This is a genomic window from Gilliamella sp. B3482 (assembly GCF_026536805.1).
GTDB lineage: Bacteria > Pseudomonadota > Gammaproteobacteria > Enterobacterales > Orbaceae > Gilliamella > Gilliamella apicola_E.
The window spans coordinates 493,041-518,112 of the sequence record NZ_JAFNNL010000001.1 but is presented as its reverse complement, the minus strand read 5'-3'; the positions used below and the strand labels follow the sequence as shown (position 1 = coordinate 518,112).

Annotated in this window: 13 protein-coding genes; 8 read left to right on the top strand and 5 right to left on the bottom strand. The window is 34.4% G+C overall.

Annotated elements, in window-relative coordinates; genetic code table 11:
• Positions 1 to 13: 13 nt before the first annotated feature.
• Together J3U18_RS02360 and J3U18_RS02355 are read right to left on the bottom strand one after the other, a co-directional pair.
• A complete protein-coding gene (locus J3U18_RS02360) occupies positions 14 to 592 on the bottom strand; it encodes a hypothetical protein (protein WP_267352814.1) in 579 nt (192 codons plus the stop codon).
• Between the two features lie 189 nt (positions 593 to 781).
• Positions 782 to 1,486 (bottom strand): lipopolysaccharide core heptose(II) kinase RfaY, encoded by a 705-nt coding sequence (locus tag J3U18_RS02355; RefSeq protein ID WP_220225115.1) that lies wholly within the window; start codon positions 1,484 to 1,486, stop codon positions 782 to 784.
• A gap of 495 nt (positions 1,487 to 1,981) precedes the next feature.
• Here J3U18_RS02355 and J3U18_RS02350 point away from each other — a divergent pair, with 495 nt between their 5' ends.
• Positions 1,982 to 2,278, top strand: a complete 297-nt coding sequence (locus J3U18_RS02350; RefSeq protein ID WP_267352813.1) for a GIY-YIG nuclease family protein — start codon at positions 1,982 to 1,984, stop codon at positions 2,276 to 2,278.
• Between the two features lie 91 nt (positions 2,279 to 2,369).
• On the opposite strand, the gene J3U18_RS02345 is transcribed toward J3U18_RS02350, so the two are convergent.
• From J3U18_RS02345 to J3U18_RS02335, 3 genes are all read right to left on the bottom strand, one after another.
• Positions 2,370 to 3,356 carry a serine/threonine protein kinase gene (locus J3U18_RS02345; RefSeq protein ID WP_267352812.1) on the bottom strand — a complete coding sequence of 329 codons (987 nt, stop codon included), beginning with the start codon at positions 3,354 to 3,356 and terminating at the stop codon, positions 2,370 to 2,372.
• A 12-nt stretch (positions 3,357 to 3,368) separates the two neighbouring features.
• Entirely contained in the window at positions 3,369 to 3,980 is a 612-nt protein-coding gene (gene yihA / locus J3U18_RS02340) for a ribosome biogenesis GTP-binding protein YihA/YsxC (protein ID WP_065562307.1), read from the bottom strand.
• A 67-nt stretch (positions 3,981 to 4,047) separates the two neighbouring features.
• Complete coding sequence (locus tag J3U18_RS02335) at positions 4,048 to 5,259, bottom strand: aspartate aminotransferase family protein (RefSeq protein WP_267352811.1); 1,212 nt, start codon at positions 5,257 to 5,259, stop codon at positions 4,048 to 4,050.
• A 200-nt stretch (positions 5,260 to 5,459) separates the two neighbouring features.
• Here J3U18_RS02335 and J3U18_RS02330 point away from each other — a divergent pair, with 200 nt between their 5' ends.
• The 7 genes from J3U18_RS02330 to pflA all read left to right on the top strand — a co-directional run bounded on the left by J3U18_RS02330 (position 5,460) and on the right by pflA (position 25,067).
• Positions 5,460 to 5,729 (top strand): oxidative damage protection protein, encoded by a 270-nt coding sequence (locus J3U18_RS02330; protein WP_267352810.1) that lies wholly within the window; start codon positions 5,460 to 5,462, stop codon positions 5,727 to 5,729.
• Positions 5,730 to 5,738: 9 nt separating this feature from the next.
• Positions 5,739 to 6,809 (top strand): membrane-bound lytic murein transglycosylase MltC, encoded by a 1,071-nt coding sequence (gene mltC / locus J3U18_RS02325; protein WP_065562304.1) that lies wholly within the window; start codon positions 5,739 to 5,741, stop codon positions 6,807 to 6,809.
• Positions 6,810 to 7,196: 387 nt separating this feature from the next.
• Positions 7,197 to 10,739, top strand: coding sequence for a hypothetical protein (locus J3U18_RS02320; RefSeq protein ID WP_267352809.1), 3,543 nt, complete (start codon positions 7,197 to 7,199; stop codon positions 10,737 to 10,739).
• Positions 10,739 to 20,557, top strand: a complete 9,819-nt coding sequence (locus J3U18_RS02315; protein ID WP_267352808.1) for an SdrD B-like domain-containing protein — start codon at positions 10,739 to 10,741, stop codon at positions 20,555 to 20,557. Before J3U18_RS02320 ends, J3U18_RS02315 begins: the two co-directional genes overlap by 1 nt.
• A 294-nt stretch (positions 20,558 to 20,851) precedes the next feature.
• Complete coding sequence (gene focA, locus J3U18_RS02310; protein WP_267352807.1) at positions 20,852 to 21,700, top strand: formate transporter FocA; 849 nt, start codon at positions 20,852 to 20,854, stop codon at positions 21,698 to 21,700.
• Between the two features lie 64 nt (positions 21,701 to 21,764).
• On the top strand, positions 21,765 to 24,047 hold the full coding sequence (gene pflB, locus J3U18_RS02305; protein ID WP_267352806.1) for a formate C-acetyltransferase: 2,283 nt from the start codon (positions 21,765 to 21,767) through the stop codon (positions 24,045 to 24,047).
• 261 nt (positions 24,048 to 24,308) lie between these two features.
• Entirely contained in the window at positions 24,309 to 25,067 is a 759-nt protein-coding gene (gene pflA / locus J3U18_RS02300; protein WP_267330064.1) for a pyruvate formate lyase 1-activating protein, read from the top strand.
• Positions 25,068 to 25,072: the final 5 nt, after the last annotated feature.

The window sequence follows — 25,072 nt, the reverse complement described above, 5'->3', positions numbered from 1 at the left end:
TGAGGATGCAGTATTAATGTAATAAACAAGCTTGAATTTTATCGACTTCTTTATTGAGTGCATCAATAACTAAATCTGGGTGGGCTCTTTCTAAGGTTTTTACATTTTCAAACCCTTCATTGCCAATAGAACCAGTATATTGTTGAGCTTGTTTGATATTGCTAAATAGGTAACGGATATTTTTGGCATTGCGAGTTGCGGTTAATGTATAACTAACGAAGTATTTGGATTGTGATTGATAATTGGTAACAGCGTTAGCAACAATATTATTACCTTCAACTAATTTGATAGTATCACCACCATTTATCGTAATTGCTTGTTGAGAAGGCATATTATAATATGGCCACCATGCCGAACTTAAATAGTTTTCACGGTTCAAAACTACTGGGCTATTATCAAGTTCTTGTGCAATACAGAGTGATAATGAAGAATGAAGGATAGGTCGTGAAGTAATGTATTTATTTATGATATCCTCACCAGAAGTGTTTTGAGTAATTTCTACACCTTCTGTTTGATAGATTGACAGCATCTTCTGAGAAGAACAACCAGTTAGCAACGCAACTAAAACAGTAAAACCAATTAACTTTCTCATAACTCATCCTTCTTTGCATGATTAGTTTTATTCTAAACGGTTATAAAAGTATTTACCAGTATTTAGAACAGAAGGATTTAAATATTTTTTAGAGCTGAAAAGCATTAAAATGTATAATTTAATATATTGAATTAATTATATTTATTTGCAGTAAAATGAGAGAAGCTTGTCTTTCTCTCATTTAATTTATTAATCTTCTTTACCGCGAATTTTACGCGATAAGCGTTTAAATCCGTGAGTAAATTTTTTAATTGCCATAGCCATGAAAGGAACATTAATTTTAATACCAAAGCGTTCACGTAATTCGATTGCATCATTGGCTTTAGTTAACCAAATAAAACCGGAGTTAGTTAAGTCTATTGCTTTGATTTTACCGTCTGGAGTTAAAATAAAGTTACCACCATGAACATCGTTTGAAACAAGACTATAGCTATGCAGTTTTTCAATGCATGCTTTAACTTGCTCTCCATATTCACGCATTTCATCCCATGTTAATGAGCGTCCTTCTATAAAATTAAAGATCATATAGTGGCGATTGGTGGTTTTATCAAAAGCAACTAAATAGAGTTCATAAGCGATATCGCATTTATCCAACGAAATTTTAGCTAGCTTACGAATTAGATTAAAATAAAAATCACCAGTTATTTTAGCAATAAGTCTACGTTCTAAACGATGCTCAACACCGCCATCAATTTTGAAAATAAATTTAGATTGATTGTGATTAATTAGATAAGTATATCTCTCAATTTTATCACTTGGATCGAGTAGCTCATGATGTCCTTCTTCGGCCAAAAATTGGTCAAAAAGTTCCAAATAATTTATCTCATCATTTTGTACGTAAGCGAACTTCATATTGCCGCGATCGATTTCAATAATGTTTGCAAAGTTATTCAAGTTTTAAAGTCCTAAGATACATCAAAAAATGAGTTTATCTTAAACACTATCAAGCTTAAAGTAAATGAAACAGTCAATATTAACAGGTGATGCGTGCGAAAAAATATTGGTTACTAGTTAGCTGAAGTTTATTTTACATAAAATTGGCAAAAGGCGGGCAAGTAACGTTTACTACAATAGCATTTTTGCTATGTCTCAGTGTATTTATTGCCAATAAAGTTAAATCAATCTTTACTCTATTATGCAATTTAGCTTAGCGATTAAATACAAATGAGTTTATTGTTATCAGTTGATAGAATTATACAAATTAGGCTAAATCCTTGTATTAGCATTGTCAAATATAAACAGGATGATATGACATTAATGTGGCTCTTTGACAAAGATGTCGATCTACCAAACCGATCATCTCTAATAATAGAACGGGACTTTACTGATTAAATTGGTTAAACAGCGTATTATATCCATCTAAATTACATCTACGTTTTAAATTTGGTTATGGGTAATCATTCTGCTATTTGGTTTTTGTATATTATCAGAACGGCTAAACACTCTTTATATACCGGTATCACAACTGATGTCGCCAGGCGTTTACGCCAGCATCAAAATGGTAAAGGTGCTAAACACCTTAAAGGGCATCATAATTTAACCGTTGTTTATCAAATCAGTGTAGGTGACAGATCAACCGCATTGAAACTTGAGTATCGTATAAAACAGCTTTCAAAACAGAAAAAAGAGCAACTGGTGGCAAACTCCCCCGACTTAGTGAATTTATTAACCTTGATCAAACGATGATATTTGCTCAATTGCAGAATATTGAATGATATTATTGTCCCGATTTGCAATAGAGGTTATTTGGCGTGATTGATTCTTGATACTGCTCAATTTAAAACATTGACATCAATTGTAGCGGTGGTGCTTTAATGGCTTGACTTTGCCAATTAAATTCAGCTAATTGCTGATACCAAAAATCAGCATCGAGTATCCAAGGAAATGCGATTGGAAAAGCTCGGTCTTGCCAACGCTGAACTATCCAAGCCAGGTAGTGCACCATTCTCATTGCTCTAAGTGGTTCAATTAAACTCAGTTGGTTCATATCAAAATGATAAAACTCTTGATAGCATTCAAGAATGCTATCAAGTTGCAATTGTTGCGCTTTTCGATCGCCATTGAGTAACATCCAAATATCTTGAATCGCTGGTCCATTACGTGCATCATCAAAATCGACAAACATGGCACTATCACGCCATAATATATTACCCGCATGGCAATCAGCATGAAGGCGAATTGGTTGCCAATCGGTATGCCAATGCTGCTCAACAATCTGTATTAAGTGGGTTAAACTGGTCTTGAGCTCGTCATGGATTTTCTTAGGGATCAAATTAGAGGTTAACAAAACTTCTTTAGGCTGATAAAGGTATTCTTCCAGTCCAATTGTAGGGCGATAAATAAAAGGTTGTTTTGCACCAATTTGATGAATACGTCCCAGCAAGGTGGCAACCGATTCCATTTGTTCGATATTATCACTTTCATATTGCCGTCCTCCTACACTTGGGAACAGAGCAAATAGGTAGCCTTCATATTCATGTAAAGTTTGACCATTAAAGGTTAATGGCGCAGCGACAGGAATATTAGCTTCTGATATTTGCTTAGTAAATTGATGCTCTTCAAGAATTTGTGCCTGATTCCAACGATAGGGGCGATAGTATTTGGCGACATATCGTATGCGATCCTCATCAGAAAATTGATAGACACGATTTTCATAACTATTTAAAGCAGTCAGCCCCGAATCAACCCGAATACCAACGGTTGCCAAACTAGCAAAAATAACGTCGGGTGATAATGATTGAAATGAAAAGGCTGAACTATCCATTTTAACGTTCCTTTATTGCTGGCTGAACCATTGGTCTAATTTCTGTTTCAAAGGCTCTAAGCCGATACGTTTTGGCGATGAAAACGGTGCAACAGTAATATCACCTTGAAAAGGTAAGATAGCTTCTTTAACCATGTTAACCTGTTTTTTTAATGCGCCTGAAGCGAGTTTATCGGCTTTAGTTAACAGTAGCATAACTGGAATATCAACTGATACAGCCCACTCAATCATTTGTTGGTCGAGATCTTTAAGCGGATGCCGAACATCCATTAATACAATTAAGCCTTTTAAGCTTTCTCGTTTTTGCAGATATTCGCCTAATGATTTTTGCCATTTGCGTTTAATCGCTTCCGGAACTTGAGCATAACCATAGCCCGGTAAATCGACTAAACGACAATTTTCTTCCACTTCAAATAGGTTAATAAGTTGCGTTCGCCCCGGTGTTTTACTGGTTCTTGCTAAAGATTTTTGATTGGTTAATGTGTTAAGTGCACTTGATTTACCGGCATTAGATCTGCCGGCAAAGGCAACTTCAACGCCACTATCAATTGGTAAATGTGAAATATCGGGGGCACTTAAAATAAAATGCGTTTTAGCATAGTTTAATGGTCGAATGTCGGTCATAAAAAATGTCCTTTAAGTGCATTAACGGCACTTAATCATTTAAAATGCCGTTACTGTATAGAAAAACTTAGGAATTGACAACTTTTTCGACTGCTTTGCTAAGTCGGTTCATTCCTTCGTTTATTTCGTCTTCAGATATAATTAGCGAAGGGGTAAAACGAAGCACATTTGGTCCTGCATTAAGGATCATTACTTTAAATTCGGAGGCAACATTCAAGAAGTCACGTGCTTTATTATGAAACACTGGTTGTAATTCAGCACCTAAAAGTAGTCCTTTACCACGGTATTCTCGAAATACTTTGAATTTATCATTTATATTTTCTAGTTGTTCAATAAAGATTGCTCGGCGTTTTTGAACGCCTTGAAGTACATCAGGTGTGTTGATAATATCAAATGCCTCACAACCAACAGCACAAGCAAGAGGGTTTCCACCATAAGTCGTGCCGTGAACACCTGGGTGCATTACTGATGCTATGTCATCGGTTGTTAACATTGCACTGATAGGGAATCCTCCGCCAAGTGCTTTTGCTGAAGTTAAAATATCTGGAACCACGTCATATTGCTGATAAGTGTATAAAGTACCCGTTCTCCCCATTCCACATTGAACTTCATCAAAGATCAATAAAGCTTTATATTGATCGCAAAGTGCTCTCAGACCTTTCAAAAATTCTGGTGTTGCTGCGTTTAATCCACCTTCTCCTTGTACTGGTTCTAACACCACTGCACACGTATGATCATCCATTACTGCCTTAACGGCATTTAAATCATTAAAAGGGACATGAATAATATCAGCAGGTTTAGGACCAAAACCATCGGAATATTTAGCTTGTCCCCCTACTGATACTGTAAAAAAGGTGCGACCGTGAAACGATTGATAAAACGAGATAATTTTAGTTTTATAAGGACTATATTTTTGAGCCGCATAGTATCTTGCTAATTTGAAGGCGGCTTCATTTGCTTCAGCGCCTGAGTTAGCAAAGAAAACGCGCTGAGCAAAGGTATTATTAATAATTTTTTGGGCAAGGCGTAAAGCCGGTTCATTGGTAAAAACATTACTTACATGCCATAATTGTTCACTTTGTTGGTGTAAGGCATTAATTAGCCTAGGATGGCAATGACCAAGCGCGTTAACCGCAATCCCTCCTGCAAAATCGATATACTCTTCACCATGTTGATCCCATACTCTACTACCTTTCCCTTTAATAGGTATAAATTTAGCTGGTGAGTAAACGGGTAGGATTACTTTGTCAAACAGTTCTCGTGTTATTTCTGGCTGCATTATACGATCCTTATCTTATCTAACAGTATTTTTCTATTTTATGTTATTTATAAAGATAGTAAAGTAAATATTTATTCATAAATACTGAATTTATATTCATTTAAAAAAGTTGGATATTTTGTATATTTTATTCTTTTCTGCAATTATTTTCGGGTATAATTAGCGATTAATTAATAATCGTTAATAAAATAGGAATAAATATGAGTCGTATTATTTATTGCCATTATTTAAAAAAAGAATCCGAAGGTCTAGATTTTCAGCTTTACCCAGGAGAGCTAGGCAAGCGTATTTATAATGAAATTTCTAAAATAGCATGGCAAGAATGGCTTAAGAAGCAAACAATGTTAATTAATGAAAATAAGCTTAATATGATGAAGTTAGAACATCGTAAAAAAATTGAAACCGAAATGATAAAGTTTTTGTTTGAAGGTGAAGATGTGGTTATTGATGGATATAAACCTGAAAATTGAGAGATTACAATGAAAAACAATTTTAAAATTCTTACATTACTCATTTCAGTAAGTTTATTAACAGCCTGTCCTGGCTCAAATAACAAAAAAACTGATGAAGACTATTATATAAAAGATACTAATGCATTTAATATTTTAATAAGTCAGTACGCTAATAATATAGAACAAATTTGGGGACCGAAAGAGGTTCTTATTGCTGGTCCTAAAGATTATGTTCAATATGAAGATAATCTACAAACTCGAGTTCATATCAATTTTGTTTCAGGGATAATTACCATTGAAACTTTATCTGATACACCAATCAACAATTTGAAGGATGCAATTGTATCAACATTACTTATGCCAGAACCTGTTGATATTATCAGGCGAGATAAAATAAGTCAGGATTTATCACAAGAACCTTTTTTATATAACCAGGTTCTTGATCAAGAAAGACAACCAATTCGTTGGAGTGGTAGGGCAAATAGCTTTGCCGATTATTTGCTTGCCAATAATTTAAAAGTACGTTCTTCTGGCGCTCATAAAATCACTTATGTTGAAATCAAACTTGTTCCAAACCACATTAATCAACGTGCAAGAAAATTCTTACCTTTAGTGACTGAAGCCTCAAATCGTTACTTTATTGATGAACGATTGATTTTAGCTATTATGGAAGTTGAATCAGCATTTAACCCATTTGCGGTAAGTCGTACAGATGCATTAGGATTAATGCAAGTACAACAACATACTGCTGGTCGAGACATCTTCAAGTTGCGTGGAAAACCAGGTGAACCGAGTCGTCAGTTTTTACTTGACCCTCGTAATAATGTTGATATGGGAACTGCCTATTTATCTTTACTAAAAACGAAGTATTTAGCAGGCATAAATAATCCAATATCACTACGATATGCAATGATCACCTCTTATAATGGTGGGGCTGGAAGTGTATTACGTACTTTTTCTGATGACCGAAATGAGGCGATCAATATAATTAACTCCATGACACCTCAACAAGTTTATCGCAAATTAGTGACTTCACATGTTTCTCAAGAGTCACGAAATTATCTTATCAAAGTTAGTAGAATTCTAGATAATAAATAAAAAGTATCTATTTTTTATAGGACTATCACATTATTTTAAATAAATAATATTGTGATGGTCCTTTTAACAAATATTAAATTTCTTATGCAAAATTTAATATTTTAACCTTCCCCTTTCATTTCTTAAAAATAGCTTACCACAAGAGTTGTAAATAACGCATAATAATTTGTTTTATAATAATATTTTGACTTACAACTCTTATCAAATATGAAGTTGCTGGCTATCAATGGCAAATCTAGAATATATCAACATTTTTATAATAAATTTCTAATATTTATATGTTTGTAAATGAACATATAGAAAATTTTCATTTCTTTAATTTTGAAATTTCTTCAGCTCTATTTTTATAACAACAAGATGTATTTAAGTGAAAGGAAATAATAGTTCATGGTCAAATTTAATCGTTTCCGTAACATTTCTTATCTAAGTATAAGTGCTGCATTTTTACTTGGTTCAAATAGTGTTTATGCGAGTACAGAGACCGTACCAAAATTAAATATTATCCGCGATGAATTTAATTCAGCGGAAAAACTAAATTTAAGTATCTATAATCCGAAACTTAAATTAACATCCCAAGGTTTATTCAATACCCCAATGGGGCTTTATGTTTATACCAACTATCCGAGTAAAATAGCAGAATATCAAATCACTATTTATCGCCAATCTGATGTTGATAACCAACATCCAATAAAAACATTGAAGTTTAATGAAATTAGCCCATATGAAGCACTATTGTGGCAAGGTGATACCGACAATGGAGAACCATTGTCAATTGATAGTGATTATAAAGCGATTTTAACCACGACTAGTCATGACGGTTTAAAAGATAACGTTCATGCCGTTAACTTTAGTACATTAGGGCGTGGTATAAAACAAGAGAGTGAATTTATTTCATATAGCAAATCTAATGTTTCTTTCTCACCAGCCACTAACTTGACCTTTGGTAAATTAAAATCAGATAGTACTATTCCAGGTTTTGGAGAGAGTCGAATCGATCATCAAGGCATTGTCAGTGGTGCGCAGGATCGTAAAGTTGTCATTCAAATGGCGGGACTAAAAGATAAAAAAGATGTGATGTTAAATGGTGAGCGATTGGTTGTGGATAATAGTGGTCGTGCCATGCGAGAGATGATTTTATCGCCAGGAGAATATCAGTTCGATTTAACTTGGAAAGATGAATTTGGTCAAACTCATTCACAAAACGAAAAATTAGTTGTTCAAAAAGAAAATGATATTTTTTATGTTGGTATTGTTGATGTCACATATGCACAAAATAATGTTAGCGGTGAAGGCCAATCAATAGTAGAAGATGCTGATAGCCATCATTATAGTGGTAAAGGTAGTTGGGATGGTCGAGTTGCATTTTATTTAAAAGCCAATAAAGAAGATTATCGCTTAACAGCTCATTTAGATACCACCGAAACCAAATTAAAAAATGCATTTGGTCATTTAGGTGAAAAAGACCCAACGCGTTTTGTTCGAGAAATCGATCCTCAAGCTTATTATCCAATTTATGGTGATGACTCAACCACTGAAAGTGATGTTGATACCGAAGGTAAATTCTATGTTAAGTTAGAGAAAGGAAAAAATTACGGGTTATGGGGTAATTATAATACCCAAATTACTGGCAATGAATTTGCAAATTTTAACCGAAGTCTATACGGTGCTAAGCTTTACCATGAAAGTGAGCAGACGACAAAATATGGCGATACTCGTACATTAGCTACCATATTTTTATCAAATGGTGAAACACGAGGTAGTCATAATGAATTAGCCTCAACTGGTGGTAGCTTATACTTTTTGAAACATCAACGTGTAACTCAAGGTAGTTTAAAACTTTCGGTCGAAGTACGCGATCGTAACACTGGACGAGTATTAAGTACCAGTTCCTTAACCGAAGGTGTGGATTATGAAGTTAACCAATTCCAAGGTCGTATAATGCTAACTAAACCATTACCAATGACCTCCAGTGGTGGCTCGGGTAGTTCCATTATCGAAGGTGGAAACTTAGTTGGTGGTGATCCAGTTTGGATTATAGCTGAATATGAATATTACTCGGATGGATTTGACCTTGAAGGTCAGAAAGTTTTTGGTGGAAGAGCTTATCACTGGTTAAACGATTATCTACGTATTGGGGGAACTTACCTAAGTGAAGATCAGGCTAGTGGTGATAATTATGAATTGAAAGGTGTGGATTTAATTGTAAGACCAACGCAAGGAACACACACTCAATTAGAATACGCCAAAACCAAAGCGAAAATGAATGATATATTTGTATCGAGCAATGGTGGTCTATCATTTACTGAAACTGTGCTATCAGGTGATACTCGTGGAGCAGCTTGGAAAATAGAACAAAAAATCGATTTTAATGATTTTACCGAAAAAGATGTTCCACTAAGTTTCAAAGGCTATTACTCGATGCAACAAGAAGGTTTTTCATCTTTTGCTAAAGCACGTAGTAGTGATTTAGAAGAATGGGGCGGTGAATTGCGTTATGACTTTGAACCAGATAAAAAAGGTGTATTGGTTGGTCATAGCCAAGAAAAAGATAAAGCAAATTACGTTGAACGAATTACTCGTGCACAATATTACACTGCCTTAGGTGAATTATATAAAACCGCTTTAGAGCTACAACAACGAAATGATCATAATTATGGTAGTGATTCAACTAAAGAAACATTAGTAGCGGCAAAATTAGAACGTTCATTCTTTGATGGCCGAGATAAAGGTTATATCATCCAACAATTAACCTTAAATAAATCAGGTGATGTTGCTGATGATAACCGCACAACGCTAGGTTATAACTCGCAAGTGACAGAAAACATCAATATCGGTGCTGAAGTTTTTGGTTCTAACCGAGGTGCAGGAGGTGGTGTACAAGGTAGCTGGGATGTTAATGAACGAACCAGTTTATACACTAAATTATTAAATGATGTCGATTCAACTTCAGGTCGAGGAATAACTACTGTTTTTGGTGGAAAAACCAACGCGACAAGTAAAATGGAGTTATATTCTGAGCGTCAATTTAAAACCAGCAAAATTGATCACACTACTTCAGATATCTATGGTGTCAATTATAAACCAACTGAAGCGCAATATGTCGAAGGGTCTTACTCTATAGGTCGAGTAAATAACCGTAATCGAAATAGTACCAGTTTGACAGGAAATGATGAAACTCGCCGAGATGTATATGCAGTAGGTTATGGCTTTAAAAATGAAAAATTTCAAATGCGTAACCGCCTTGAATATCGTATAGATGAAGCAAGTGAGCGTATCAAACAATGGGTCACGACAAACCGTGCTAAAACTATCGTAAGTGAAAACTTAAGTTGGCTTACTCAGTTTGATTTTGCTAAAACATTAGGTGAACGCGATGATAAGGTTGTGAGTAACTATACTGAATCAATGGTTGGTTTTGCTTATCGGCCACAAGCCATTAATAATCTAAATCTATTTGGAAAACTAACCTATGTATATGGATTAGATCCTGACGATCAGCTAATCGCAAACTCTACCTCATCAGGCAGTAAAAGTTACACATCAAGCTTATATGATCAGAAGAGCTGGGTGTGGTCGTTAGAAGGGGTTTATGAATGGAATGCAAATTGGGAAACGGCGTTTAAAGCGGCGCACCGTCAAGGGCATTTACGTTACAGAGGCGAAAGTAATTGGTACTCATCAGGCGCAGACTTATATGCCTTAAGAGTCAATTACAAACTTGGCGATTGGGAATATCAGGTAGAAGGAAGAACATTACGCACAAGCTTAGCCGATGACCATAAAGATGGTTTAGTTACCAGTGTTTATCGCAATGTTGGTGACAATATCAAGATGGGTGTAGGTTATAACTTTACTGATTATAACGATAACTTAACACACCTGAATTACCGTTCACATGGTTGGTTTGTAAATGTCGTGGGGAGTTTCTAATGAACAGTTGGCAAAAAGTTAAAAATGGTCAACCGCATTTACAAATGCAAGTGAAATCAGATCAAAAAGTCGAAAACGTTAAAAAGAATTTACGCATATCAGGAGAAAAGATAATGCGAACTGAGCATAACACAAAATCTAAAAGAAGATCATTAATAAAAGTTTTTAATTATAAAGCGATAATAAAACACTTTAATTTAGTGTTGTTCTCATTTTTTATTTCGTTTATGGCTCTATCGGTAGCAAATGCGATACCGATTTCAGGTAAAGTCTTTCTGGATTATGATGGTAACTCTAATAATGTCAACTTCCCATTAAAAAACTTACCTGTTGAACTAAAGGATTATACAGGTGCGAAAATTGCTGGTGTAAACACCGATGAAGATGGGGCTTATGAATTTGATGTATCCTCATTAGGTTCTTATAAAGTTGAAGTAAAAACAAGCAATAATGAAAGTGTATCCAAGTCAGTTTCAGTTAATGGTATGACTGGTGAATTGGGTCAAAATCTATTTTTAAAAGGTAATGGTGGAACTGTTCACCTTAAAGTTAAAGATGATAATAATCAGGGAATTAATGGTATTCCAGTTAAATTGCTTAATGCATCAACAAAAAATGTAATAGTATTAAATACTAATTCTAATGGTGATGTTGAGATAAAAAACACATTATTGAATGATGAATATGCGGTTTACTTTGATTCTGATGTTGATACTTTTTTAAAGGCTTTAAAGTATAAATTATGGGATGTTACTTTAAATGGTATTAATACCTATAATGATAAAATTAAGTTTACAATGAAAGGAGCTGAACAAAGTGGCTCTTTTAATCTCAAAAAGCGAAATCCGAATAAGCTAGATGGTGTCATTGCGTTTGATATGGATAATGATGGACTTTACACAGTCGGTACCGATCCAGGATTAGAAGGAATAAGAGTTGATATTTATTATGAGAATACTACTATCCCTGTTATGGGTACAAATCCAGTTACTACGGGAGATGATGGTTTTTATGGTTTCAGTGATTTAGCTGTAGCAACTTATGATATTGTAGTTTCAAATGTTCCTGCACCTCCATTTAAATACTTACCAAGCGATCTGAGAAAGAAAGCGAAAATACCTAATGAGTTAGGTAATCCAGTAGGTCCTAATTTCGTATTTCAGATTGACCCATATGATACAACTCTATCTAGTATATCAGGTAATGTTTTTGTTATCGGACCACAACAATATCTTAGCAGTGGTCCCGATTCAGGTAAATCGGATAATAATATTTATGATACTAGGGTTGGTAGCCGAGGAATGTCAACAAAAGTTGTACTTTATCAACATACTGGTTCAGAATGGAAAAAAATTTCCACTACAAAAACAGATGGTACAACAGGATCCTACCAATTTATAGGTCTTACTAAAGGTAAAGATTACAAAGTTTCGTTGACTGAATCAGGTATTGATCAGACTAAATTCTATTTCCTCAATGATACTGATGGAAAATCAACGAGTACTTCTCCAAATTCAAGAAGTAGTCATAAAGGTAAAGTCACATTAAGCAACAATACTAAAGATAATATTGCTGGAAAAGAAATTATTATACCTAATTTAAATAATAAGAAAGAATATCAAAACTTCTGGTATTCACCAGTACAAAAAGCTATAGGTAATTTAATGGTTGTTAACTATTTAGAAACAGCTGGAGGACATTGGAGTTGGAGTACAACTTACAATGGACTAGAGGCAAGTTCAGCCAGTACCTATACTAAGATAGTATTTTACGAAGAAGATGGTGTTACCCAAGCAACTGACTCTCAAAATAATAAACTTGAAGTAACTTATAAAAGACCAGGGTATTATGGTTTAAGAGACCTTCAGAATTATTATATTGACCGTTGTGGTTTGTTTAATTATTCGGTTGAAGATTATGATACTAATCTTCTGGAAAAACCTACATCATTACAGAATTTCACGGTGATGCTAACCCCTGGTAGAGTTTGGGACGATAGACTTATTTTTGCACCTAAACAGAAAAATACTATCTCAGGTTATGTTTATTTAAATAATAGTCATCCAGGTACTTTAGGTAGTTATGCTCCTAATAATGATACAGCTATTAAATATAATCGAGTTGTTTTGGATAGGAAAGTTGACGGTGAATGGGTCGAATTTACTAACTTTTCTACTGATGAAAATGGTAAATATGAATTTACTAATTTACCGAATGGTGATTATCGAATTACGGCTAAACAAACATATGGTTTGGCAAGTAATATAAAAGACGGGGATCTAGTTTTTGAAAATAATGACCAAAATAAAGGGTTTAGTATAGATCCAGGTAATAACAAAAAAACCATATCACAAATTGAATTATCAGTTAATGGCGGTAGAGTATTTGATACTAATACCAATTTTTGGTATAAGTTGAAAGTCAATGATTATGTTATTCGAGGTACAGTATACCTTGATACATGGTTAGCTGACAGTAAGCTCCAAACAGGAGAACTTTATAACTCTAATGATTTGCCATTGAAATATGCAACAGTTCTACTTTGCCGTGATGGAAATGAAAGCGATTGTACGGAAAATGGTATAAACTTTCTTGATAAGCAAATCACAGATGGTAAAGGTGACTACGTATTTAATGGACAACTTAATAATGTAACTGTTAATACAGATTATATGATTAAGGTAAAATATGATGGAATAAAAACAGTTACGAACGCGAGTGAGAATTTATATCCATTTTATAGAGTTAAATTTACAACACTTGATGCGCCTATTACTAGAAACTTCCTTATGCAAGGTAAAGGTACTATTTCTGGTGCACCAATTAATGATATAAATGGTGACACGCAATATGCAGGCTATCAAACAATTGAACTAGGTAAAGGAAATTTTGATCTCTATTATTGGGATAAAGATCATTATGAATATTGGGCAGATATTGGTGATTATTATCATGCATTCGATTTAAAATCTTTACCGAAAGGTAAATATAAAATTGTGCATAAGACTAGCACTGGTGATTATATTGATATAGCCGATCAAGATCCTGCAACTCAACCTGGTACATTGCAGTTTGAAGTTCAAGCTGATGGATCTTTAGCTAATGGGATGCAAGCTGATAAACAGTGGTTTATGCAAGCAAATAAAGCTCCAGAAGCGTTAACTGAAGCTGTTTCAGGTAATATCTATCTGGATGTTACTGGTTCAAATGTTAAGAATGAACAGTCAATTTTGTTAACTAAAGAAGAACTAGAAAAATATAATCCTTCCAAAATAACTGTTGAAGGGGTATTTACTCCTCGTCTTTATAATAATCATTACAGTGGAAATTTTGAATCATTATTCGATACACCAGATTTTATAGATAAGGGAGTAAAAGACAACGGTAGATTTGTCTATAACAAGACAAATTCAAGGTTCAGAAATAAATTATATATTTCCAACATGATGTTAAAACTAAAAGGGTTGGATAATGCATTCGAAATAGTAGGTAATAGCGGTCAAACGAAAGGCAACTATTTACCGAGTAAAGTACAAAACGGTTTGGAGTATATGCAGGTAGAAATATTGCAAAATGGTACTCCAGATCAATATTGGTTACTAAGATTAAGAGAAACCACTGAAATTGGTGGAAAACTTTATTACGATTATGATAACAATGGTATTTTTGAACCTAATAATGGTGACGTGCCAATGACAGGGGTTCGAGTAGAGTTATATCGTAATGGTTCTAATAATGTTTACTCATACACAACGACAGATAGTAATGGTAATTATAAGTTTACAAACCTGTTATATGATGACTATAAAGTTAAAGTCACAGCTCAAGGATTAGATACAAGTCGTTATGAATTGAAAAGTTTATCTGACACAATTTCTAATATTAAAATTACACAAAGCAATCCAACTGTACCAAATGGAGCATTAGATTTTCTTTATAAAAAAGAAGGTGATTCCTCTATTTATGGTTATGTGTTAATTGATATTAATAATAATGGTGAAGCAGATATTAGTTTCGATAAAACAGGTGATGTGCCAGTACAAAATGTTACTATCAATTTATATAAAGGACCTACGGCAACTGGTAGTCCATTTAAGACCGTAAAAACTAATCAAATTGGTGTTTATAGTTTTGATTTAGATAAAAATCAACTTAATGATACTTATGTTGTTCAAATTGAGCCTCCTAGTGGGTATGGTGTTATTTCTAATGCCGATAAAAATACCAATACAGTTTTATCGCCAATTAGCTTTAGCTCGGGAAGGCAAAACCAACAAAGTAAATACTTCTTGTTAGCTGGTGGAACAAACCCTAATCCTTCAGCAGGGATTACTAGCCCTACAGCAATAAATAGTGGTATTTCTGGTAAAACATTAATTGATGATCCAGATCCTACAAACTATAAACCATTGAAAGATGTTTTATTGAGTTTGATTGATGAAAACGGTAAAGAGATGGCTCGCCAATATAGCGATGCTAATGGTGAATATCATTTCTATAATTTACCGAGTGGAAATTATAAAGTTAACGTGAAACATCCACCAGCATATTATGTTGTTGTTAGAAATAGTGTGAGCACTACTCAACCAATTGATACTATTTCAGGTATTACTGTTACTAATTCAGGGGTAACGGATAAAACCTTCTTCTATAGCAAAGCAAGCCATGATGGTATCCAAGGTGATATTTATGTTGATTTTAATGATACTAATACTGATACAAGTCAATTGAATGAGTATGCACATTTAATCAATAGTTCACACCAAGTAACAGTTAAGCTTTATGATGGTTTAAATGGTACAGGTCAGTTGTTAATGACACAATTGACAACCAATGGGCACTATCATTTTGCAGATCTTTTATATGGAAATGATGTTGATTACTCAGTTAAAATTGAAATGAACACTCTTCCGGACTATGACTTTAAATTCAGTAAAGCAGGTAATAGGGCGCAAGATATTGTTATTCCTGTAAAAGCATTGAAAGAAGAGGGATCATTAGATAATCACTATGTAGTTTTAGGTAAACAACAACTAGGTGGTGATGTTTGGATAGATAATAATAATGATAAGATTAAAACTGATCAAAAACTGACTAATGATGTTGAGGTTGAATTATCTTATCAAGTACCAAATACAAATACTTTTAAAACGCTTAAGAAGACAAAAACGGCTAACATTGCATTGAATGGTAATGCATCGAAAAATGGGCAGTATTTGTTTGATAAATTACCAAAAGACTATAATTATCAAATTAAGGTTAGTACTCCTAATTCGACTGTATTAGTACCAGCGACTGATATACCGAATAATACTAATACATTCAATTTTGAACCTTTAACTGATAATGATTTTAATAGCAGTACAGCTTTCAAATATACTGGACGAGTATCAGGACAAGTTGTTATTGATGTTGATGATAGCAAAGATAGAACCGGTGCAGACACTAGTTTTGCAGGTGTTAAACTGGTTCTAACGAAAGTATCAAGTTCAACTTTCAGTGGTGGACAAACTTCATTTGAAGCAACAACTGATCCAAATGGTAACTTTGTATTTGATAATATTCCAGTAGGAACATGGGCTATTTCAACAGCATCTTCACAAACAATAACTGATTGGAATAGTTATGTTCTAAATTATACGGCTATTGGAAATAATGTTGTTCCAATACAACAAAGTAATAATTTATCGTTAGAAGTTGAAGTGACAGCTGATCAAAATGTTGTTGATAACATTGATATTGGTTATCGAGGTAATAGTAAGATTACCGGTTATGTCGTTATTGATAGTGATAGTGATGGAGTTTATAGTTCTAACGATATAAGCTTTGGTCAGCTAGCTACTCCTATAACGCCGAAAATAACACTAACTTCGGCAACTAATAAAGCTGGATTTAAAACAAAAGAATTTACTGTTGATGCATCAACTGGTCTTTTCGAAATAACAGGATTGAGCGCTTATAATTATGAAATAAGTAGTAATGTGAGTGATTCTAATTATAAATTAGTCTTTAGTCCTGGAAATCCATCACCTGTATCTGAGACAGCAACTTTTAATGTAAATGGACCAAATGATACAAGTTTTGAAGCAAATCCAAATACAAGAGTGTTTGGGTATCAGTTTGATCGTAAATTATCAGGGAATGTTTATTTAGATATCGGTGGAAATGAGTCTGAAAAAACATTTAATCCAAAACTAGATGGGGCGGTAGTTAAAGTTGAAGGCGAATTGAGTAACAATAAGCATGTAACTCATACTAAAACTGTAGGAAGTAACGGTGAATTTACCTTCAATAATATTACTGAAGGTAAATGGACAGTATCTGTCTCTCATCCGACACGAACTGATTTAACCTATAGTTATTTTGTTGAAAAAGTGGTAACCCCAACTGCTGTCAATAATAATAGTATCACTTATGAAGTAGATTCAAATACTGGCAATGAGATTAATCTTGATTTAGGTATGAAAGGCCAAGCTAAGATTACTGGTAAAGTCGTGTTTGATAATGATGCGGATGAGCAATTGTCATCACTCGATACTGGTGTCGATGGTTTAACCATAAAACTGGTAGACCTAAATAGTGATACAGTTATTTATAAGGAAGCTGTATCGAATAGTGATGGTGAATTTACTTTTGATAATTTAGCCAATGGCAGCTACCGAATTAGAGTGACTGACCCATCTAATAAATTAAATGGTTATGTCATCAGCTTTAGTCCTTCGGGTAAAGCATCTGCAAATACTGCTTCGGATATTGCGACAATTTCTATTTCAGGCGATGCTGCGCAATCGGATAGGAATGACTTTGGTTATAAATCTAATTTAGGTATAAGTGGACATATCTATCAAGACATTATGGGGAATGGTCAGCATAATACTAACTATCCTCCGTTAGCTGGTGTTGGAATTACCGCAGTTAATCAAAGTAATAATTTAGCTATTAATGCAGTTTCTCTTGCAGATGGTAGTTATTCACTAAACAATCTAACTGCTGGTACTTGGATAATTAAAATTTCAAATTCACCGTCAGGTTGGAATTATAGTTATTTTGATGCTGCCGTAGGTAATGCAACTATTAGCGAAGTTAACCCTGGCGAATTGAAAATAATAATCGCGTCAAATGATACGGTAGGAAAAAATATTAATTTCGGTTTGAAAGGTAGTGCAAAAATATCAGGTAAAGTTGTTGTTGACGTGGATGTAAATGATAATGTCGGTTTAAATTATCATGCAGCATCAATTGATAGACCATTAAGCGGTGTAGAGGTTACTCTTAAAGCAAATGGTTTAAACGGTACAACGGCTATTTCAACAACTACAGGAAGTGACGGTAGTTATAAGTTTGAAAACCTTACCGCATATAATGATTATGAATTGACTGTTAATGATAGTAACTTGACTAGAGCTGGCTATCAAATCAGTTTCAGTCCAGCTATGATAAATGGTGGAGCTGCAATTAATCATGATACATTAGCATTAACATCAGCTACTCAAGATCTTGCTCAGATTGACTATGGCTATAAGAGCCAAAAAACCTTGAAAGGAACTATTTATAAAGATATTTCTGGAAAAGGTGTGCATCAAACATACGATACAACTTTAGCGGGAGTTACCGTTGAGGCAAGAGATGTTAATGATCATAATACAGTATTAACTGCAATTAGTGATGCTAATGGTCAATATGAAATTAATAATATAGCTGAAGGTCAATGGGATGTAACTGTAAACTCAACAGCCGTTGCAGGTTATAGTTACAGTTATGTAATTCAGCCTCAAGGTTCAAATTCAACATCTATAACAAATGGAACAAGAATTAAAATTGAAGCAACATCTTCTAATTTGGTCACAAATGTTGATTTTGGATTGAAGGGACAAGCAAGTATTAGCGGTCAAGTTGTAATTGATGTTGATACTCAAGATGGTAATGCTATTTCATCTCGAGATATTGGTATTGATTCTCTAATTCCAAATTATCAAGTTGAGTTATTTGTAGACGATAATTTAATTGATAAGAAAGCCGCAACTACTACTGGAACAAATATTGATGAGCTTGGTAAATATCAATTTGACAATTTAGCTTCTGGTATTAGTTATAAAGTTAAAGTTACTATGGGAAGTAATAGTTACATTAGTAGCTTCATGCTTACTGATAGTAATATTGCCGCAACAATCAATAAAACAGATAACTTGATGGAAGAAACCTATCAGTTTGCTAGTGCAACAGATCAAGCTAAAAACGTTACATTTGCTTGGAGTGGTATTAGTGGCATTAAAGGTAAAGTGTTCTTGGATAATAATGATGATGGAGAATATAATCCTTCAATAGATACAGCTATTAATGCTCCAATAACAATTACCTTTAAAAATGTGAATAATCCGTCAATTAACTTCACACGTAATTTAGCTGCTGGTGATATAGATTATGATGTTGCTAATCTTATTCCGGGCAAATGGAGTATTGAAATTGCTGGCGTACCATCAACACTAAAAGCTAGCTTTGACCCTGATGATGCCCATCATAATGCAAGTGGTGAATTAAAATTACCGCAAACTGCAAATATTGCCGTCATAAATATTACAGGTAAGTTATCTGATCAAAACTTTGGTTATATCAATGGTGGTATTATCGAAGGTAAAGTTCTAGATGATAATCAAGGTGCTGGTTTAACTGGAGTATCAGGTTATAAAGGTTTATCTGGAGTTAAAGTTTACTTATTAGATGGTAATAAAAACCATGTAATGGATAGAAATGGTCGTCCAATTGTTTCGACCAGCAATGACAATGGTAAATTTAATTTCCGTAATCTAATCAGTGATACTACTCGTAGTACAAGCGCACGTTACTTTATCCGTGTTCTTTATGGCGATTATAATGATGGAACTGTTAGTGTAGGTCGAGGTAATCCTTTATATGATCTAATACCATCATTTGATAAGTATAGAGATGCTAGTGGTAATTTAGTTGAGCATGATTTAATTAATCTCTCTAACCCACCGGCTACAATAAACTTTAATGGTGTAGGTGGTGAACATACTGTACCAGTTATGGTAAATGATGGAACAAGTAATTTAGCATATGGAATTTTATTAGGTTATCGTAGTTCAGATGCTGATATAACTATTGCTAAAATTGCATTAAAAGATAAGGTAACGGTTGGTGATATTGTTCCTTACTCTATTAAAATAACGAATAATAGTTCACGCGTTTCAACTATTAAGATCAAAGACGTTTTACCAGCAGGCTTTAAATTTGTTAAAGGCTCCACTCGCCTTAATGGTAAAAAAGTTGAAGATCCTACTGGAGGAAGAACAGTAAATTCACAACTTATTCAATTAAAACCAAAAGGTGAATTAACCTTTACCTATATGCTTGTTGTTGGTGCTGGTGTCACTCAAGGTGAATACACTAATACAGCTGTAGCAGTTAATTCAATAAATGGAAAAGTTGTATCTAATACTTCTCAGGCAACAGTAACTGTTACTGCTGATCCATTATTTGATGATGCACTAATCTTCGGAAAAGTGTATGTTGATAAAAATGGTAATGGTGTTCAGGACGAAGGTGAAGAAGGCTTAGGTGGTGTAAAACTAGTTACTGTACGTGGTGAAATTATTACAACTGATGCTAGTGGTCGTTATCACATAGTCGGTGTATCTGGTGGACGTTGGGAACGAGGTGCGAATTTTGTTCTTAAATTAGATACAAGATCACTACCGAAAGGCTATGAAGTAATTGGGCGTAATCCTAAAGTAGTGAGAGTATCACCAGGCTTACCAAGTAAAGTTGACTTCACAGTTTCAGAGGAAAAGAGTCAATAACAAATGAATTTGGATCGTAAGATCCAAATTTTAAACCACCTTAATTTCCGTCCTTTTCTGATTTATTAGGAAAAGGGCGGAATTTTTTATTTCTAACTGATAATTACATTGATTTATAATTGTTTATCTCTAAATATTAACTATTTAAGTGCAGAAAAAAAACATTGAAAAGTAACTAAAAAAAACAATTGGTTAAAAAAAATGTTTTTTTTTAACTAAAAAATTGATGATCTGACTTAAATTAGTAGTATACTATGCGCCTCATAAAAGCATAGTTTTTTTGAGGATGTCAACTTGAGTAATGATAAGCTTGTGGACTCGTTTTCTCCCGCGCAAATGACCCAAATCGCCGAGGAACTTGGCAACTATAAAGTAAATAAAAACCCTACTAGTACTATAGTATCAGCTATCCTTGCAGGTGTTTTTATCTCTATCGCATTCGTATTCTACATTACAGCTACAACAGGGACTTCAACCGTTGCTTTTGGCTTAGCTAAATTAGTTGGCGGTATCTGCTTCTCGTTAGGTTTGATGCTTGTTGTATGTTGTGGAACAGATCTTTTTACTTCAACTATTTTAACCATTTTACCTAAAATGACACATAAAATTAGTTGGATAAAAATGTTCCGTAATTGGATTTTGGTCTATATTGGTAACTTTATCGGTGCTATACTATTTGTTGGAATTATTTGGTTTTCTGGGCAATATATGGTAGCCAATGGTTTGTGGGGATTGAATGTATTACAAACCGCAGATCATAAATTACATCATACTTTCATCGAAGCTGTATTTCTTGGTTTATTAGCTAATTTAATGGTTTGCTTAGCTGCTTGGATGAGTTATGCTGGTCGCAGTCTACTTGATAAAATGCTAATTATGGTATTACCTGTAGCAATGTTTGTTGCAAGTGGTTTTGAACATAGTATTGCAAATATGTTTATGATCCCTATGGGAATTGTAATTAATAATTTTGCATCACCTGAGTTTTGGACTGCTGTTGGGATATCTCCTGACTCATTTAAAGCTTTAACCGTAGAGCATTTTATTGTAAATAATTTAATTCCTGTTACTATCGGGAATATTTTAGGAGGCTTGTTAGTCGCTATCCCTAACTGGGCTTTACATCTTCGTAAGCCACATTGATTTTATAATATTTACCCTTATATAAGAGTAGATAGATATTTTTGTAAACCTGAGGTTAATAACTATGAGTAATTTAAACGAAGTACAAGCAGCAGCTTGGAAAGGATTTAAAGAGGGTGATTGGCAAAGTAATGTCAATGTTCGCGATTTCATTCAAAAAAATTACACACCATATGAGGGTGATGAATCTTTTTTAGCTGGCGCAACAGATGCTACAACTAAATTATGGGATAAAGTCATGGAAGGCATTAAAATTGAAAATGCTACTCATGCTCCTGTAGATTTTGATACAAGTGTAATCTCTACTATTACTGCTCATGATGCAGGTTATATCGAAAAAGATTTAGAGAAGATTGTTGGTTTACAAACTGAAAAACCATTAAAACGCGCGATTATCCCGTTTGGTGGTATCAAAATGATCGAGAACTCTTGTAAAGCTTACAACCGAACTCTTGATCCTTTAGTCAAAAAAATCTTTACTGAGTATCGTAAAACTCATAACCAAGGTGTTTTCGATATTTACACTCCTGATATTCTTCGTTGTCGTAAATCAGGTGTTATCACTGGTCTTCCTGATGCTTATGGCCGTGGTCGTATCATTGGTGATTACCGTCGTGTTGCACTTTACGGTATCGACTTCTTAATGCAAGATAAATTTGCTCAATTCAATTCATTACAAGCTGATTTTGAAAATGGTGTTGATTTAGCAATGACTATGCAACGTCGTGAAGAAATCGCTGAACAACATCGTGCTCTTGGTCAAATCAAAGAAATGGCAGCTAAATATGGCTACGACATCTCTGGACCAGCTAAAACAGCTCAAGAAGCAGTGCAATGGACATATTTCGGTTACTTAGCTGCAGTTAAATCTCAAAATGGTGCGGCAATGTCTCTTGGTCGTACTTCTACATTCTTTGATATTTACTTCCAACGTGACCTTGAAGCAGGTTTAATTACTGAAAAAGACGCTCAAGAAATTGTTGACCATTTCGTTATGAAATTACGTATGGTTCGTTTCTTACGTACGCCTGAATATGATGAATTATTCTCTGGTGACCCAATTTGGGCAACTGAATCAATCGCAGGTATGGGTGTTGACGGACGTACTTTAGTTACTAAAACTTCATTCCGTTTCTTAAACACACTATATACAATGGGTCCATCACCTGAGCCTAACATGACTATTCTTTGGTCAGAACAGTTACCAAGTGGATTCAAAGAGTTCGCATCTAAAGTATCTATTGATACCTCATCATTACAATATGAAAATGATGATTTAATGCGTCCTGACTTCAATAACGATGACTATGCAATCGCATGTTGTGTAAGCCCGATGATCGTTGGTAAACAAATGCAATTCTTCGGTGCGCGTGCCAACCTTGCTAAAACTCTTCTATACGCAATCAATGGCGGTGTGGATGAAAAACTTAAAATGCAAGTTGGACCAAAAGAAGATCCAATCACTGACGAATACCTTGATTTTGACAAAGTATTTGCTCGTTTAGATCACTTTATGGATTGGTTAGCAAAACAATACGTAACTGCACTAAATGCAATTCACTATATGCATGACAAATACAGCTACGAAGCATCATTAATGGCATTACATGATCGTGACATTATTCGTACAATGGCATGTGGTATTGCAGGTCTATCTGTTGCTGCTGACTCATTATCAGCTATCAAATATGCAAAAGTAAAAACTATTCGTGATGAAGATGGTTTAGCAGTGGACTTTGAAATCGAAGGTGAATATCCACAATTCGGTAACAACGATCCACGTGTAGATGATATTGCAGTTGATTTAGTTGAACGTTTCATGAAGAAAATTCAAAAACTTAAAACTTATCGTAATGCGATTCCTACACAATCTGTATTAACCATTACTTCAAACGTTGTATATGGTAAGAAAACAGGTAACACTCCAGACGGTCGTCGTGCTGGTGCGCCATTTGGACCAGGTGCTAACCCAATGCACGGACGTGACCAAAAAGGTGCGGTTGCTTCATTAACATCTGTTGCTAAACTACCATTTGCTTATGCGAAAGATGGTATTTCATATACTTTCTCAATCGTTCCTAATGCATTAGGTAAAGATGATGATGTTCGTAAACGTAACTTAGCTGGTTTAATGGATGGTTACTTCCATCACGAAGCTACTATTGAAGGTGGTCAACATTTAAATGTTAACGTATTAAATCGTGAAACATTATTAGATGCGATGGAACACCCTGAAAAATATCCACAATTAACTATTCGTGTTTCTGGATATGCAGTACGTTTCAACTCACTAACTAAAGAACAACAAAAAGACGTTATTACACGTACTTTCACACAATCAATGTAATTTAGTTAACTGATACTTACTTGAAATAGCGCCTATTTTAGGCGCTATTTTTTTATCAGAATAAGATTTAAATTCATTGATTCCATATCAATCTTATTAAAAAGGATGCTTTTCGACCATTATTTCCATCATTAATTTAATAAGCCATTATCCAATCAATACAATTGGTGTAAGAAAGTATCATATGAGTTAAAATATCTAAAAAATATAAAAAGTAATATGAGCAATTACTAGAGAATTTTTATGGAACAAAATATTATTATGACAACAAAGCAACCAATCAAAGGTCGCATCCATTCTTATGAATCGTTTGGTACCGTAGATGGTCCGGGTATACGTTTCATTGTCTTTTTTCAGGGTTGCTTGATGCGTTGCTTGTACTGCCACAACCGAGATACTTGGGATTTAAAAGCAGGCCGTGAAGTCACTGTTGATGAACTGATGAAAGAGATCGTTACTTATAAAAGTTTTATCATGCCTAATGGCGGAGGAGTCACCGCTTCTGGCGGCGAAGCGACACTACAATCTGAGTTTATTACTGAATGGTTCAAAGCTTGTCATCAAGAAGGTATTCACACATGCTTAGATACCAATGGTTATGCAAGACAGTTAGATCACACAGTTGAAGCACTTATGGAAGTGACAGACTTAGTCATGTTAGATCTCAAACAAATCAATGATGAAATACATCAAAAACTAGTTGGCGTACCTAATAAGCGTGTGCTCGAGTTTGCTAAATATCTACAAAAAATTAATAAGCGAACCTGGATACGATATGTGGTTGTACCGGGGTGGACTGATGATGATAATTCCGCACATCTTTTAGGGCAATTTATTCAAGGTATGGAGAATATTGAGCGAGTAGAGTTATTACCCTATCATAAAATGGGCGCTTACAAATGGGATACGTTCGGAGATAAATATCAGTTAGAAGGGGTAGAGGCGCCACCTCGAGAAACCTTAGACAGAATACAACAGATCATAGAAAGTTATGGTCAATCGGTTACATTTAGTAAATAACATGA

Bases quoted from the DNA above. Each gene is read 5' to 3' on its own strand.
- J3U18_RS02315 (WP_267352808.1), top strand. From the start codon at position 10,739: ATGAACAGTTGGCAAAAAGTTAAAAATGGTCAACCGCATTTACAAATG.
- J3U18_RS02335 (WP_267352811.1), bottom strand. From the start codon at position 5,259: ATGCAGCCAGAAATAACACGAGAACTGTTTGACAAAGTAATCCTACCC.
- J3U18_RS02350 (WP_267352813.1), top strand. From the start codon at position 1,982: ATGGGTAATCATTCTGCTATTTGGTTTTTGTATATTATCAGAACGGCT.
- J3U18_RS02360 (WP_267352814.1), bottom strand. From the start codon at position 592: ATGAGAAAGTTAATTGGTTTTACTGTTTTAGTTGCGTTGCTAACTGGT.
- mltC (WP_065562304.1), top strand. From the start codon at position 5,739: ATGAAAAACAATTTTAAAATTCTTACATTACTCATTTCAGTAAGTTTA.
- J3U18_RS02320 (WP_267352809.1), top strand. From the start codon at position 7,197: ATGGTCAAATTTAATCGTTTCCGTAACATTTCTTATCTAAGTATAAGT.
- yihA (WP_065562307.1), bottom strand. From the start codon at position 3,980: ATGACCGACATTCGACCATTAAACTATGCTAAAACGCATTTTATTTTA.
- pflA (WP_267330064.1), top strand. From the start codon at position 24,309: ATGACAACAAAGCAACCAATCAAAGGTCGCATCCATTCTTATGAATCG.
- J3U18_RS02345 (WP_267352812.1), bottom strand. From the start codon at position 3,356: ATGGATAGTTCAGCCTTTTCATTTCAATCATTATCACCCGACGTTATT.
- pflB (WP_267352806.1), top strand. From the start codon at position 21,765: ATGAGTAATTTAAACGAAGTACAAGCAGCAGCTTGGAAAGGATTTAAA.
- J3U18_RS02330 (WP_267352810.1), top strand. From the start codon at position 5,460: ATGAGTCGTATTATTTATTGCCATTATTTAAAAAAAGAATCCGAAGGT.